Below are 16,064 nucleotides of genomic sequence, written 5' to 3'. Positions count from 1 at the left end.
GATCTGGTGTATAGATATATGTTTAGAAAAGGGAGCGACGATGGTTTTGATGTTAAACTTTGCATATCTTCCTTTTTTTTGTTAGTTTTATTTATAGAAGCAGTTTTTTAAAAGGAGGGATGGTGTGATGGCACAACCAAAGTATATTGTAGATATTGAAAAAATCACACAAATTCCTAAAGAAGAACGAGAAAAATTAAAAGAAATCACTAACAAATTTGTATTTAGAGTGAATGATTATTATCTTAATCTAATTAATTGGGATGATCCGAACGACCCTATACGGAAATTGGTTATACCGAATGAAGGAGAATTAAACGAATATGGTCGTTGGGATGCTTCCGATGAGTATACCAACTATGTAGTGCCAGGGTGCCAGCACAAGTATAAAACGACTGCATTACTCATCGTTTCAGAAGTTTGTGGAGCATATTGTCGATTTTGTTTTCGGAAACGTTTGTTTCGCAGTGATGTGAAAGAAGCGATGTCCGATGTAACACCTGGTATAGAATATATTGCACAAACTCCTGAAATAAATAATGTTTTATTGACTGGTGGAGACTCTCTTATTTTGGCAACCAAAAAAATTAGGTATATCGTAGAAAGATTGCGAGCGATTGACCACGTTAAAATCATTCGTTTCGGTTCAAAATTGCCTGTATTTAATCCTATGAGAATTTATGAAGACCAAGAGCTGCTTGATGTGTTTCGTCAATATTCCACACCAGAAAAACGCATCTATGTCATGGCGCATGTGAACCATCCACGCGAAATAACAGAGGAAGCACGTAAAGCTTTTCAGGCTCTTCACGATGCCGGAGTTATCGTTGTGAACCAAACTCCTGTCTTAAAAGGAATCAATGATGATCCTGAAGTGTTAGCAGAATTGTTAAATAAACTTTCATGGGCAGGAGTAACACCATATTACTTCTTCGTGAATAGGCCGGTAGCGGGAAACAGCGATTTCGTATTAACGTTGGAAGAAGTATATCGAATCGTTGAACAAGCAAAAGCAAGAACATCGGGATTAGGTAAACGTGTTCGCCTCGTTATGAGCCATACCTCAGGAAAAATTGAAATACTAGCAATCGAAAATGGCAAAGCCTATCTAAAATATCATCAAGCAAGAGATGATAGTCAATATGGAAAATTTATGGTTTTGGATTGTCCAAAAGATGCCACTTGGTTTGATGACTTACCTGGAAATGAACAATATTGGCAAAAACCAGTAAAAAAAATAAAACAAGCGGTTTCGGCTAACTAAGTGAACTGCCCCCACTTCATTTGCTAACGCAAATTTGAAGTGGGGGGGCTTTATGTTAAATAAAGAACCATACTGATAAAGATTGTCTTCGATCCGAATAGTCATGCAGGTTTTTATGAATGGCTCAAGATGTTGCTTGAAGTATCGTTATTTTTGAATAAGTCAGCTATAAATGTTCAAACGTATATTATTGTTGAGTAGAGAATGAAGCGTATGGAGAAAGAAAATCCAAAAGAAACCCATTAAAGGCTTGCAGTGTATCTTGCGCAGTATGAGTAAGGTTGGCTAACAGAATAAATTGAACTTGAAAAACTGTCGAAAAAATAGGCAGTTTTTTCTTGTTATTTACTTGTAAAATACAAATAATATGATATGATGCTATTAAGAGGTGAGAAGATGGAAAATGTTCGCGAACTATTCCAAGTCATGACTAAACGATTTGGGCTTTTAAACAAAAATTGCTGCTCAGTCGGCGGAATCGAGATTTCTCTTGTTCAAAGCCACATTTTATATGAAATTGATCGCTTAAAAGAACCGTCCATGCAGCAGGTGGCTGACGCTCTTGCTATGGACATTACGACATTTAGCCGTCAAATTCAAACACTTGTTAAGATGAATTTAGTCAAGAAAACACCATATCCTAAAGACCGGCGTATATATATTTTATCGTTGACGACAGAAGGAAAGTACGTGGCTGCGAGAATTGATACAGAGATGAATCAATATTTAAATGAAGTATTTTCACATATGAGTGAGTTTGAAAAAGAAACAGTTCTACGCTCCATTAAGTTATTAAACGACTGTATGGCAAAATCAAGTGTTTGTTGCAAGCCGCTATTTTGAGGCAAGTTTAAGGCTTGCCTATTTGTTAAATTTATATTTGTATTTTGCAAATAAAATTAAGGAGAGATAATAAATGAGCATAGCAATTCTTCAAGACTTTCTTTATATTGCGTTAGAATTAATGCTTCTATTTTTTGCTATTTCGTTCGTTATTAACTTTTTAGAAGGATATATTCCTTATGCTAACATGCAAAGTTTGTTAACAAAGCATCATCCGTTATTCGGAGCGTTGATTGCTGTCGCTTTTGCCTTTGTGACACCGTTTTGCTCATGTTCTACGATCCCGGTTGTCGTATCGCTTTTAAATCAGAAAGTCCGTTTCGGTATTGTGATGATTTTTCTATTTGCTTCGCCTGTGCTGGATCTAACAATATTGACACTAATGGCTGCGACACTCGGAGTAAAAGTAGCAGTTTCTTATACCATTATCACAACTATTTTATCCATACTGATTGGTTTTACGCTTGAAAAACTCGGATTTGAAAATCAAATGAAGCAAGTAATGGTGAAGGGAGAAGTAGAGATTGGAAAGAAACGAAACATGAAAGAAGCTTTACAGGAGACCTTTCACTTAATGAAAACAGTTTATCCATATTTGCTTTTGGGTGCAGGCATTGGAGCCATTATTCATGGTGCTGTACCGACAGAATGGATATCATCCTATATGGGAGGTGATAAATGGTGGCTTGTTCCACTTGCAGCAATCATCGGAATTCCTTTGTATATCCGTCTTTCCACAATGATTCCGATCTCGCAAATGTTGATTGCAAAAGGCATGGCACTGGGACCTGTCATGGCATTGATGATTAGTTCAGCAGGGGCAAGTTTACCGGAGATCACATTATTACACAGTATCTTTAGAAGGAAGCTGGTCTTTGCGTTTGTCGGTTCTGTCATGACGATGGCGACATTATCAGGATTTTTATTTTATATCATTTAAGGGGGAACTTCAAATGAACATCTTGAAAATAATATTTGGCCGTTCAAAAGAAAAGCAAGGTTGCTGCGATATTCAAATTGTTGAAGTAAAAGAAAAACAAGATGATGCAGACAAAGCCATTATGGAAAGTGAATGCTGCCCATCGACAAATCGTGAGTGTTGCTAATTTTACTAGAAAGGCATTAGGATGATTCCTAGTGCCTTTTCGTATTAAAAATAAGCATTCCTGTTAGAAGATTTTTTGGGACTAAAAAAAGCCCTTTTGGTATGTTCGGGGGTGTTAATTAACTGAACAACTTTTACATAATCGTACATTACAAGAAAAAGAGATAAAACGTAACTTTTATGTATGGATCTTTGTAATGACTTTTGGATAAAAAGAACGTTTTTGGTTCTTGTTAAGAGAGAGGTACACAAAATTAACATTATCTTAATAATGTCTCTCTTGAAAAACACCATGTAGACGTGATACGATGCTATCGATTTTCGATATCGAACATTGATAATAAAGGGGATCACGATGGAAAATAAAGTGTTACGTAAATTGTTCCTTGGTTTTATTCAAATACATATTTTACATCACGCGAAAAAAGCGCCCATATTTGGTTCATGGATGTTAGAAGAGCTAAAGAAACATGGTTATGAGATGAGCGCTGGAACGTTGTATCCGTTACTGCACAATATGGAGGTGAATGGTCTATTAGAAAAAGAAGAAAAAAATGTCGAAGGGAAGATTAGAAAATATTACAGAACAACCGAAAAAGGAAATGAGGTACTTATGAAAGCGAAAGAAAAAGCTTATGAGCTATTTAAAGAAATAAAGGATTAACGCGCTTAAACTTGGTGAGTTTGTTACATGTGGTACAGTACGTCATAGCAGTACAAGATATTATATCATTAGGGGGAATAGGCGTTGAATCAAGAAATTAAGTTGCAACAGAAACAAAGAGGTTCTGTTTGGGAAGTGTTGAAAACTGCTACCCGATTAGGATTGACTTCTTTCGGGGGGCCTATTGCTCATTTAGGATATTTTCGCGAGGAATATGTGAACCGGCGAAAATGGTTAGATGAAAAAACATACGCAGATTTGGTCGCACTGTGTCAATTCTTACCGGGGCCGGCAAGCAGCCAGGTTGGAATGGGGATTGGATTTATGCGAGCTGGTTTTTGGGGAGCGATTGCCGCTTGGTTTGGATTTACCCTCCCTTCTGTCATTGCACTTGTCTTGTTTGCCTACTTTTTAAAAGGAACTTCCTTTAGTGAGGCTGGCTGGCTCCATGGATTGCTAGTTGTGGCAGTCGCTGTAGTCGCTCAAGCTGTGTGGGGCATGGCAAAAAACTTTGCATCCGATCGTCCGCGTGCCACCATTGCCATCGCAGCAGCGATTTTGACTTTGATTATTCCGAGTGTCTTTAGTCAAGTGGGAATCATCATAGGAGCTGGAGTTATAGGATGGTTTTTGTTCCGAAGCACGCCTGATTCAAAATCAGTACTGATTTCTATCTCGTTTAATAAGAAGGCAGCAAGTATCTTGCTTATTTTATTTTTTGTTTTGTTAGGGTTACTTCCTGCAGTCCGGCAGTTCACTGACTCGAATTTGATTGCGCTCTTTGATAGCTTCTATCGATCCGGCGCCTTAGTATTCGGTGGAGGACATGTTGTCCTTCCATTATTACAAGCAGAAGTGGTTCCTACAGGGTGGCTAACAGCCGATCAATTTTTAGCCGGTTACGGAGCAGCACAAGCAGTACCCGGACCGTTGTTTACATTCGCATCGTACTTAGGAATGGCAAGTTTCGGATGGAAAGGAGCTGTAGTGGCGACTCTTGCTATCTTTCTACCTTCTTTTCTGTTAATCCTTGGAGCCCTTCCTTTTTGGAATTGGCTTCGTCATCATCCTCGTTTTCAAGCAGCACTGTACGGTATCAATGCAGCTGTTGTGGGAATTTTACTCGCAGCACTATATCATCCTGTATGGACGAAAGCGATTAAAAGTCCGTTAGATTTTTGCCTTGCTTTAGCCGCGTTTGGCTTATTAACGGTCTGGAAGTTTCCGCCTTGGATTGTCGTTGTATTTTCCGCCGGCGCAGGAGCTTTTCTTTCCTTTATTTCATAATATATCCACTAGCAAAGCCGGGTTCACAGGAACTCGGCTTTTACTTATTATCTTCTATGTAAGATTCTTTAGTTTAATAAAAGATAAAAGGAGTGTACAGATTGGTCGTGTATAAGATGTGCGCTCCTTTATTTTTTAGGCTTTTATAATTTAGTTCCTGATAAGATCATTCTTCAAGCTTATTTTATTTACTATCTGTTTTTCAACTATTCACACTTTAGCTCAACAAGTTCTAGTGTTCGCTAGTTTGTTCTATTTGATTAATTTTTGTATTTAAATCCTGCTTTAAAATTTCCTTTGACACATATCATAATATTCACAAAATTTACATAAATATTAAAGGTTTCTTGAATTATATAATAATTATAACAAAGTTAATTTTTTCTATTTATTAAAGTTTTAGGAGGATAAAACAAAAATGAAAGTTTTAAAAACAATTTTATCAGTAGCAAGATCACTATTTTAGTTATGGTAGTTCTTTTTGTCGCTACTTCACATTTTGCAGTTAATGACAAGAAATATCAAAAAAGTTAGTATCGTCTTCAAGTATTAAGCAGAGAAGTAATATTGTTAACTTTACAATACCAAAGAACTTGCCTCTTTTTATAAAAAGTTTTCACCGAAACAACCTCCTTCATTATAATTTGCGGAAACATAGGTATTTGATCATACCTTGTTTAACGAAAGGTAATTAGCGTTGAAAAGTAGGATAAGATTTTAATGAAACTTTTCTCTAAACAAGAACGTATATGTAAAAAAATGTATGAACGGATAGGAGGGGGGTGAATGAGTTCTTTTATAATGGTCTTAATTATTGTTTTAGCTGTTCTTGTTGATTTCTTTTGGTTTGATGTCGATAGAAAAAGATGGGGCTGGATGAAAAGCTGGAGCAAAATCCAAAAGATGATATTTTTCGTATTTTTTATTGCCCTTTCATTAGCTATTTATTTTGGATTAAGTACAGAATACTTTTAAGCTGGAATTTGTTTTGTACAGTGTGAAAATTTAGCTAACGAGGAATATTAATGGAATAAAAACAAGGTAAGCAAACATATTAGACATGACAATATGTGCTTACCTTTTTATTTAGGTCTTGATAATTCAATATATATATTTAGCAACGAACTTTGTCTTTGTTGTCAAAAACAGCCGCTTCCTCTATAACCCTGCCGATCTTTGAAGCCGCTTCAAGATTTTCTCGAAATCTTCTCGGGAGATGCCGGGTGCGAATTCTTCTGGAAGTTCATCTAACTCCGGAATCGGACCTCCTGCAGGTGTTCCTTCCACCACTTCAAGCGGCTGTCCGTCAATCGGACTGACACCCTTCCAAATTTGGGCGATATCTTTATATTCGCCCTCAAAATTCCATGTATAAAGCTTGCGGTGAATGCCCATTGCTTCGTATTTTCTTGCTGTATCAAAGACGTTGTTATCAAGATTAGGGATCGGCAGCATTTTCGTCATGTCTACTCCTGTAGCTATTTCCAGCGCCTTTGCATAAGCAGTGATGTGTACGCCGCCGCGGACAAGTAAGTATCCGATCATTTCACGCGCCACTGGATTATCAGTCATTTCATACACGCGCATTTTATGAGTACGTGCCCCGCACTCAAGGAAAAAGTTATGAAGCAAATCCAAAATTAAGTTGCCGCTATTAAAAACATTGTCTCCGTTCCACGGTTTTCCCATGGAGTCTGCCACGAGGGCTGTTTGGGCTGTAACAATATAATGTTGAGAGTTCCGCAGATCTTTTGCGTTTTGCATCGGAGTGATGTTTGGATCCCCCGGGAACGTGGTTCCTTGAATCATTAAATTAATCGTATTGGTTACTAATTCTACGTGCCCGAATTCTTCCGCTGTGATGCTGGCAACCAAATCATAAAACGGCTTAAGTTTTTTCTTTCCACGAAAGCTAAACGATTGAAACATATAGTTATTTAAAGTGGACATTTCACCAAAACGCCCACCAAGCAGTTCTTGCACAGCTGCGGCGCCGTTCGGATCAGGTTCTTTCGGCATTGGCAATTCTATCGCTAATCTATTAATGCGCGTAATCAAAGCCTTCCCCTCCTCACAGTCTATTCATAAAAATGTATGAGGGGAGAGGCATGTTTCAGTACACAATTCAGTTAGTCCGGCATAATCCAAACGATTTGCTGGATACGGACAAAAAATGGATGTTCTCTTTCCATGATCACTATATGGTCAGGCTTAACATCTTTCACGATCCCACGCACGTTACCATGAGTGGTTTGGACAACTACGTGTTTACCTCTTACGGACTGTAATGCTTCATATACGTACGGTTCAACTACACTTACCATTTTAGGAACACGATAATTATCTTCTTTGTAATAGCTCATTACGTAGGCCTCCTTCCATCTTATCCTTCTCTCCAGTGTATGAAGGAGTGCCTACCTAGGTGATAAAAGGACAGTTCTGGTGCGAAGATAGTCATGGATATCCTGCTAAGTGAGATGAATACGGATCGTATAATCCTGTTCACAATAAATTGGATGTTGAAAATGTAGCGAATTTTTACTATCCTTGTATCAGTAAATATATGTTGATATATTTTCAACAACATCTAAAATGTTGATATATATTCATCAATAAAAAGAGGGATATTATGAAACGAACGCCAGCAATCTGTTTCGCAGCAGATGTCAAACAATCTAAACTGATGAAGAAAGACCATTTAATTTACGTATTGGAAGAATGCCAACAGACAATCAACCAACAATTTGAGCAAGACTTGCTTGTTCCGTTTGCCATTAGGAATGGCGATGAACTCATTGGCGTTATAAAAAACTTTGCCAATGCCTATCCGCTGATCGACTATATTTTTCAACAGTCACAGCTCCATCGTTGTCCCTTTTATTTAGGCATTGGCATTGGCGAGCTGGAAACGGATGAAGTAAACGTTCATACGATGAATGGAAGTGCGGTGTTACATGCATTTGTCGCAAGGGACAAACAACTAAAGGAAAAAGGCGAGAAAGCAAAAATTTGGAATGATATTGAAACCGAGACAAGCTTTTATTTTTCATCCGAACTTGTCCCGCACGAACCACTTAACGCCTTATTAAATGTTATTGTCACAACCAAACGAAAATGGACCGATAAGCAAAAACAAGTCATCGAATTGATTGAACAATTTCCCGAATGGACGTATGAAAAAATTGGAAAATATTTAGGGTACAAATCACCCATTTCCACCGTTAGCTATTTACTGAAACGTGCTGATTACCAAAAAATAAAAGCAGTAGAAGATAGCTTGACTCAATTGCTGTTGATGTATGAAAATCTTTTGAATCGTAAGGAGCGATAAATTTGTGGATTTATTTTTATGCTGCTCATTTACTAGGGGATTTTATTTTTCAATCGGATCAATTTATCGAGCAGAGAAAGGATAAACCCATCGTTACACTCGTTAAGCATGTGGCCATTCATGCTCTTTTAATGGGAATGGCTAGTCTCGTGATTTCTGTCATCAATCCATCTATTACTAGTGCGACCTTTCGTTCATTTGGACAAGCCATTTTTTTGATCTCTATTTCCCATTATGTCATTGATTACGGAAAAATAAAATTAAGCAAAAAAACGAATAAAGTAAGTAGTCAAGCACTGTTGTTTCTCCTTGATCAAGTTCTTCACTTTTTGACCATTATTTTTGTACTTCATTATTTCACTACGTCAGAATGGTCATTGATGGACAGTATCCAAGCGTTTTATGGTGATTTTGGTATTTATGAAAAGATCACCGCTACCATTTGTGTTTTTGTTTTAGCCACCTATGGAACTGGTTATTTTCTTGGAATTCTCTTACAAAATCTTGCTCCAACCAACGAATTACAAGAGGGAATATATCGCTTATCCGATGAAAAGACAGAAGTAAAAACGAAATATGAAAGTGATGGAAGAACAGAAACAGAAATTACCACTATCAAAACAGAACAGTATTTTCATGATTCACCAGCCAAAATTGGTCAAATCATCGGCATGCTAGAGCGGGCTCTCATCGTCATCCTGATGATGATCGATTTACCACAGGGACTTGCCTTTCTAGCAGCCTTAAAAACATTAACCCGATTTAAGCAATTTGAACATAAACAATTCGCAGAGTATTATCTTATCGGAACACTATCGAGCGCTATGATCGGAATTTTGCTAGGAATTGTTGCTGCAAATATATGGTGAAAGTTACTCTTATAATAGAGTGGATTATATCTATATAGGTCCAACTTGATTTTTTAACATGCGGAAAATTTAACTTTTCTAAGTTTTAATTTTCCGGTGCATCCCATTGGGCAGAAAAAATGCGCAAAGGAGTGAGGTTTGTTCATATGTCGAAAGCTTAAGTTGAATTTATAGTAAGTTACAGTTTACATAGCTTGCTAGGATATGATTCTGTCAAGAGGAAGAAGCATGGCTCTTTTTATGCAATTATATACGACAAAAAAATAGGAAAAGTAATATTATTTTGACTTTCTTCTAGACAATAGTAAAATGGAAATGTAATCGTTTTATTTTTCATGAGCGTGTTGCAAAACGTATCATCCATACATAAATGCACATAACAAATACACTCTGTTGGAAATTCGGTTGACAAAAACATGTTCAAAGGGTGGATATGACTATGATTTCCAATTAGCCATATCACTATTTACTACAAGGATGCATTATTTTGAGTGTTTTGTAGCACCCTCTTTCATGGTAAAAGTAGTGTGGAAAAACGGGGATTAATCATGATGTAAGGCGTATTTAATTAGCTTTGGAGGGTATTCAAAAATGAACACGCTTAGTGACAGCTTCAAAAATCCATGGGAAAAGTTTCACGGTCCAAATCTTGGATATGTTATGGAAATGTATGAACGGTATTTACAAAATCCAAGTTTGGTTGATCCAGAGTTGAAAGAGTGGTTTGACTGCTGGGGGCCGCCTGAGTTTTCGGACAGTAATAACGATAATAAGCCGAAAGATGTTGTGCATCACACAAATGTATCGGCAAACTTGTTAGAAAAATATGTTCAGGCAGTCAAATTGGCCGATTATATTCGTACTTTTGGTCATTTGGATGCCAAGATTAATCCATTAGAAACGTCTGAAAAAGATTCGCGTCATATTGATATTCAAAAGTTCGGATTAACAGAAGATGATTTAAAATCCATCCCTTCTTCCATTATAAGCCCGTATTTGCCTAACCATATTAAAAATGCGTTTGAGGCGATTCAATATTTAAAAGAAGTCTATACGTCCAAACTAGCGTTTGAATTTGGTCATGTCCAAGATGTAGAAGAAAAAAACTGGCTCTTACAAATGGTGGAGTCAGGCAGCTATCGACCTGCTATCTCGAATGAAAAGAAAATGGAACTGCTAAAACGGCTGACCGAAGTGGAGGTATTTGAGCATTTTTTACATCGGACATTCGTCGGCCAAAAACGTTTTTCCATTGAAGGTGTGGATACGTTGGTTCCATTGCTGGATGAAATTATTTCAGAAGCTGTGCAAAAAGGAACAAAATTGATTAATATCGGAATGGCTCATCGCGGCCGGTTGAATGTATTGGCGCATGTATTAGGGAAGCCTTATGAAATGATTTTTGCGGAATTTCAACATGCACCAAATAAAGATTTGATTCCATCCGAAGGTTCAATTGGGATTACATATGGATGGACGGGCGACGTTAAATACCATTTAGGATTAGATCGAAAAATCAAGAATGAGAACACCGTTCGAGCCGTTATTACTTTAGCCAATAACCCAAGCCATTTGGAATATGTCAACCCTGTTGTTGTCGGCTATACGCGGGCCGCTCAAGAAACTCGCGATAAACCTGGTTTTCCTGAACAAGATGAGAGTAAATCGTTCGCCATTTTAATCCATGGGGATGCGGCGTTTCCAGGTCAAGGGGTAGTAGCGGAAACGTTAAATTTAAGCCGGTTAAAAGGTTATCAAACAGGCGGCACGATCCATATCATTGCGAACAATATGATTGGTTTTACGACGGAAAGCGAGGATTCTCGTTCTACAAAATATGCAAGCGATTTAGCAAAAGGATTTGAAATTCCGATCGTTCATGTCAATGCAGACGACCCGGAAGCAGTGCTTGCAGCCGCTCATTTGGCTTTCATTTACCGTCAGACATTTAAGAAAGATTTTTTAATTGATTTAATCGGATATCGTCGTCACGGCCATAATGAAATGGATGAACCAGCCGCGACCAATCCGTTAATGTATCAAATCATTCGTAAACATCCGACTGTCGGCAAGCTCTACGCTGCTCGTCTCGAACAGCAAGGGATCATCCCGTCAGCAGAGGAAGTGGATCGCTTTGCCAAAGAAGTGGAGAAGAAGCTGCAAGAAGCTTATAGCAGAGTAGCTGAGCTAAAAGAAGAACCTGATTATGAAATGAATCCGCCGGAAGTAGCGGAAAAAGGAATTCCAAAAATTGATACAAGCGTACCGGTTAACGTGCTTGAACAAATAAACCGCGAACTTGTACAATGGCCGGACGGCTTTCACGTATTTAATAAATTGGAACGAATTTTAAAGCGGCGCATTACCGCGTTTCAAGAGAACAAAATCGATTGGGCGCATGCCGAAGCGCTCGCATTTGCGACCATCCTTCAAGATGGCATTCCAATTCGTTTGACGGGCCAAGATTCAGAAAGAGGAACGTTCGCCCAACGTCATCTGATTTTACACGATGACAAAACAGGAAAAACGTTTTCGCCGCTGCACCAGCTATCGGGCAGCAAGGCGTCTTTTGCGATTCATAATAGTCCTCTGTCCGAGGCGAGCGTGCTTGGATTTGAATACGGTTATAACGTATTCGCTCCCGAAACGCTAGTGCTGTGGGAAGCGCAATTCGGTGATTTCGCAAACTCCGCCCAAGTCATCATTGATCAGTTTATCTCATCGGGAAGAGCAAAATGGGGACAAAAATCCGGTCTCGTTATGCTGCTTCCACATGGATATGAAGGACAAGGACCTGAGCATTCAAGCGCCCGTTTGGAACGATTTCTTTCATTAGCCGCTGAAAATAACTGGACGGTCGCCAATATGACGAAATCATCGCAATATTTTCACATTTTACGCCGTCAAGCGCTGATTTTACAAAAAGAAGAAGTGCGGCCGCTTGTCATTATGTCGCCAAAAAGCTTATTGCGTCATCCGTTGGTCGTATCAGGAGCAGCGGATTTGAGTGAAGGAAGTTTCCAACCGGTGCTGCCACAACCGGGATTAGGAAATGCCCCTGAGAAGGTTGAACGCTTAATCTTATGTTCAGGTAAAATCGCGATTGATTTAGCGGAAAAATTAAACGAAGTAAAAGACAAGGACTGGTTCCATATTTTACGGGTAGAAGAATTATATCCATTCCCAATGGAGGAAATTTCTCGTTACGTCAAACAGTTCCCGAATCTCAAAGAAATCGTATGGGTGCAAGAAGAGCCGAAAAATATGGGAGCTTGGAACTTTGTAGAGCCTCGATTGCTTACATTGGCTCCTGCGGGAGTTCAAGTCTCTTATATCGGCCGCAGAAGACGCTCTAGTACGGCAGAAGGCGATCCAATTGTTCATAAAAAAGAGCAGGCACGCATTATCAACCAGGCATTCACACGTTCGTAATTTTTGAATGATAAAAACGAAAATGGCGAAAGGAGATATAACAGTGGCAGAAATCAAAGTACCAGAATTAGCGGAATCGATAACGGAAGGGACCATTTTTCAATGGCTTAAAAAACCGGGAGATTTTATTAACAAAGGGGAGCCGATTGCCGAGTTAGAAACGGATAAAGTCAATGTGGAATTAATGTCGGAAGAATCAGGGGTCATTACCAAATTACTATTTAATGAAGGGGATACAGTCAAAGTAGGGGATACAATCGCCATTGTGTCAGCAGAAGCGGAAGCAAACGTGCCACAGGCGGCGGAAACACCACAGCAACCAGAAAAGGAAGAGCTAAGTCAAACGGCAGCTGTAAAAGAGACGCCGGTCAAGGAGGAACCAGTCGCAAGACCAGCGCAACGACCGGTTGCTTCACCAGCTGCGAGAAAGCTAGCCCGCGAAAAAGGGATTGACTTATCCAAAGTGACGCCATTTGATCCGCTTGGCCGCATACGTAAACAAGATGTAGAAGCGTATTCGAATCAACCGGTTCAATCGGCACCAACTGCGGAAACAGTCAAACCGACGATGCCTGATCTGTTTGAACCGGAAAAACCAGTGGAACGAATAAAAATGTCCAGACGCCGCCAAACGATTGCGAAGCGGCTCGTAGAAGCTCAACACACAGCGGCGATGCTTACAACGTTTAACGAAATTGACATGACGGCGATTATGGACTTGCGCAACCGTCGAAAAGATGCGTTTTATCAAGAACATGATGTACGGCTCGGCTTTATGTCTTTCTTTACGAAAGCCGTCGTCGCGGCATTGAAAAAATATCCTCTGTTGAACGCGGAAATTCAAGGGGACGAAATCATCGTGAAGAAATACTATGATATCGGGGTAGCCGTGTCGACGGACGAAGGCTTAGTCGTTCCGGTTGTGCGCGATGCAGACAAGAAAAATTTTGCCGAAATTGAACGGGAAATTTTACACTTAGCGACAAAAGCGCGTGAAAACAAATTAAGCTTAAAAGACTTGCAAGGCGGCACATTTACCATTACCAATGGCGGAGTGTTCGGCTCGTTACTGTCCACACCAATTTTAAACGGACCGCAAGTCGGCATCTTAGGAATGCATAAAATTCAACTTCGTCCTGTCGCCATCGATGAAGTGCGCATGGAAAACCGTCCGATGATGTATGTGGCACTGTCATACGACCACCGCATTATTGACGGAAAAGAAGCGGTCGGCTTTTTAGTGAAAGTAAAAGAACTCCTCGAAGATCCAGAGCAATTATTATTGGAATCATGAGGGAGAACTTCCTCATGAGAGACTGCCTCTATTCGAGTAATAGGGGCAGTTTTTTATTTATTAGAAAAAATAATAAAGAACGTTATTATTTATATTAACTATAATAAAATTATGTTAACTAATAGTCGTATTATCTTAAATTAGTACCGCTCAAACTTATTCCTCCTAAAATCTCTTCCTGTAAATATCATCGAGTTTTTCTGACTCACGGTGAATTTCACGATTTGTTTCTCATTGAGCAAGTTCTTCATTTTTCCGTTACCGTTAGTACCTAATTTTTTATTCTTTTTAATAGTCTTAAAATTGTGTATATTATTATTAAGGGGAGGGGGTTACAAAATTGGAAAAATTATTAAAGAGAAAAGTGGCACAAAAAGCATTGAACAAAGTTCAGCGAGTAGCGGAAGAAATTCAACGAACCATTCATCCTGACATGTCTATTTCAGAGCAATTGGAGACGTTGCGCCACATCTTAGATAAACGGTTAGAGCATGATGAATATTTTCTTATTGTCGATGAATCAGGATATGCAATCATTCATACAAATCGATTGCGTGAAGGAATAACGTTTAACGATGAAGTAGGAAGCAAAGCAGCAACAACGAACGTTCCCCTTCTGCAAATTTATAAACGGAATACAGGGGAAGTTTTAATCGATGCGTCATGTCCATTGTTTACTGACCGAAATGGAAAGCGCTTTAATTTGCGGATGGGAAGGCTTGTTCATCAGCCTTATTTAGAAGCATGGTTTAGTTCCATCGTTTTACTTCCGAGCATCACAGTCGCAATTGCTTCGTTCTTATTAAGTTTATCTCTTTTTCACATTTTTCTTTTAACATCGGGCGCTTTTTTGGTTAGCTTCGTTTGTTCGTTTTGTTTTTACCGTGTCCTTATTACACGTTTACGCAATTGGTATCACGTGACTCGAACCGTTTCATCTGGAAACTTGCATACGGAAGTACGCACCGTCGGCAAACGAAATGAATTCCATCAAATTGGCTATGAAATCAATAAAGTCATTCTTGGCATGCGTTCCATTTTGAATGAGTTTGCTAAAGCCACACATTCTGTTGATCAAGTGAGCAAAGAACAAAAAGAAGAAGCAAAAAGACTATCGGAAGCATTTGATGAAGTATCTGCTACAATGGAAACATTTCGTCAAGGGGCACAAAAACAAACAACATTCGTCCAACAAGCAAAAACGCGGATCGAAACGATGATGGAGAGCATTTGGAGAATTCAGAAGGAAATTGAACAAGCCGTTCAACGGGCTCAATCAACCCTTGATTCCGCTCAAATTGGAAATGAGCAAATTCAAAAAACAGAGCAAAAAATGCGCACCATTCAAACGAAAATTAGAGAAACCTCTCAGCTGATTCAAATGGTTGCAAAAGAAGCTGATATGGTGATGAAGAAGGTTTCTGCCATTACGGCGATTGCCGATCAAACGAATATGCTTGCCTTAAATGCGTCCATCGAAGCCGCTAGAGCGGGAGAAGCAGGAAAAGGGTTTGCTGTCGTCGCTTCAGAAGTGCGAAAGCTAGCAGAGGATACAAATAGTTTCGCATCTGAAATTTTATCTTCACTAAACAAAACACGAAAGGATTTAATAACGGCTGTGCAAGCAGTCGATGAAAATGTTGATGCCATTGAAGAAACGACCTCTTCCCTTTTGAAAACGAGCAAAAGTATTGCCGAATTCCAAGAAATGTCTACACAAATGAACGAACTCATCAGTCATAATCGTTCTTACGTCGAAAAAGCAACAGCAGAAGGAGAGGAGCTGCAACATTTAATCACAGACGTTTACTATATAGCTGAAGATTTTACAAATGTTGTCCACGAAACAGCGACTGGAATAGAGCAACAAGTCTCTGGGGTACACATGTTGGCAAAAGAAGCAGCTGCTTTGGCGGAAGAAGTTCACCGGCTAAATCAAATATTAAAACGATTCCAATTCAATTGAACTACTCAC

General features: G+C 39.0%; 14 protein-coding genes. 12 read left to right on the top strand and 2 right to left on the bottom strand.

What is annotated here, in order from left to right:
* Positions 1-127 precede the first annotated feature (127 nt).
* From B0I26_RS13555 to B0I26_RS13530, 7 genes are all read left to right on the top strand, one after another.
* Complete coding sequence (locus tag B0I26_RS13555; protein ID WP_111645960.1) at positions 128-1,264, top strand: KamA family radical SAM protein; 1,137 nt, start codon at positions 128-130, stop codon at positions 1,262-1,264.
* 396 nt (positions 1,265-1,660) lie between these two features.
* Positions 1,661-2,107, top strand: coding sequence for a MarR family winged helix-turn-helix transcriptional regulator (locus B0I26_RS13550; RefSeq protein ID WP_111645959.1), 447 nt, complete (start codon positions 1,661-1,663; stop codon positions 2,105-2,107).
* Positions 2,108-2,180: 73 nt separating this feature from the next.
* A complete protein-coding gene (locus B0I26_RS13545) occupies positions 2,181-3,047 on the top strand; it encodes a permease (protein ID WP_111645958.1) in 867 nt (288 codons plus the stop codon).
* A gap of 13 nt (positions 3,048-3,060) precedes the next feature.
* A complete protein-coding gene (locus B0I26_RS18385; RefSeq protein WP_181502907.1) occupies positions 3,061-3,213 on the top strand; it encodes a hypothetical protein in 153 nt (50 codons plus the stop codon).
* A 354-nt stretch (positions 3,214-3,567) separates the two neighbouring features.
* Positions 3,568-3,876: a PadR family transcriptional regulator gene (locus B0I26_RS13540; RefSeq protein ID WP_111645957.1), complete on the top strand. Its 309-nt coding sequence runs from the start codon at positions 3,568-3,570 to the stop codon at positions 3,874-3,876.
* 84 nt (positions 3,877-3,960) lie between these two features.
* Positions 3,961-5,163, top strand: a complete 1,203-nt coding sequence (chrA, locus tag B0I26_RS13535; RefSeq protein WP_111645956.1) for a chromate efflux transporter — start codon at positions 3,961-3,963, stop codon at positions 5,161-5,163.
* 786 nt (positions 5,164-5,949) lie between these two features.
* The gene (locus tag B0I26_RS13530; RefSeq protein WP_111645955.1) at positions 5,950-6,138 is read left to right on the top strand and encodes a hypothetical protein; all 189 of its coding nucleotides are present in this window, start codon (positions 5,950-5,952) and stop codon (positions 6,136-6,138) included.
* A gap of 183 nt (positions 6,139-6,321) precedes the next feature.
* Here the strand turns inward: B0I26_RS13530 and B0I26_RS13525 are convergent, their stop codons facing one another.
* Positions 6,322-7,221: a manganese catalase family protein gene (locus B0I26_RS13525; RefSeq protein WP_111645954.1), complete on the bottom strand. Its 900-nt coding sequence runs from the start codon at positions 7,219-7,221 to the stop codon at positions 6,322-6,324.
* A gap of 71 nt (positions 7,222-7,292) precedes the next feature.
* Positions 7,293-7,526, bottom strand: coding sequence for a YuzF family protein (locus B0I26_RS13520; RefSeq protein WP_111645953.1), 234 nt, complete (start codon positions 7,524-7,526; stop codon positions 7,293-7,295).
* 266 nt (positions 7,527-7,792) lie between these two features.
* Here B0I26_RS13520 and B0I26_RS13515 point away from each other — a divergent pair, with 266 nt between their 5' ends.
* From B0I26_RS13515 to B0I26_RS13495, 5 genes are all read left to right on the top strand, one after another.
* Positions 7,793-8,494, top strand: coding sequence for a SatD family protein (locus tag B0I26_RS13515; RefSeq protein ID WP_111645952.1), 702 nt, complete (start codon positions 7,793-7,795; stop codon positions 8,492-8,494).
* A gap of 2 nt (positions 8,495-8,496) precedes the next feature.
* The gene (locus tag B0I26_RS13510; RefSeq protein WP_111645951.1) at positions 8,497-9,363 is read left to right on the top strand and encodes a DUF3307 domain-containing protein; all 867 of its coding nucleotides are present in this window, start codon (positions 8,497-8,499) and stop codon (positions 9,361-9,363) included.
* A 591-nt stretch (positions 9,364-9,954) separates the two neighbouring features.
* Positions 9,955-12,795 carry a 2-oxoglutarate dehydrogenase E1 component gene (locus B0I26_RS13505; protein WP_111645950.1) on the top strand — a complete coding sequence of 947 codons (2,841 nt, stop codon included), beginning with the start codon at positions 9,955-9,957 and terminating at the stop codon, positions 12,793-12,795.
* A 43-nt stretch (positions 12,796-12,838) separates the two neighbouring features.
* Entirely contained in the window at positions 12,839-14,089 is a 1,251-nt protein-coding gene (gene odhB, locus B0I26_RS13500; RefSeq protein ID WP_111645949.1) for a 2-oxoglutarate dehydrogenase complex dihydrolipoyllysine-residue succinyltransferase, read from the top strand.
* A gap of 340 nt (positions 14,090-14,429) precedes the next feature.
* Positions 14,430-16,055 carry a methyl-accepting chemotaxis protein gene (locus B0I26_RS13495; RefSeq protein ID WP_111645948.1) on the top strand — a complete coding sequence of 542 codons (1,626 nt, stop codon included), beginning with the start codon at positions 14,430-14,432 and terminating at the stop codon, positions 16,053-16,055.
* Positions 16,056-16,064: the final 9 nt, after the last annotated feature.

This window comes from Paranoxybacillus vitaminiphilus (assembly GCF_003259935.1).
GTDB lineage: Bacteria > Bacillota > Bacilli > Bacillales > Anoxybacillaceae > Paranoxybacillus > Paranoxybacillus vitaminiphilus.
Note: the sequence above shows the minus strand (reverse complement) of the source record. Positions and strands in the feature narration are given on the sequence as shown.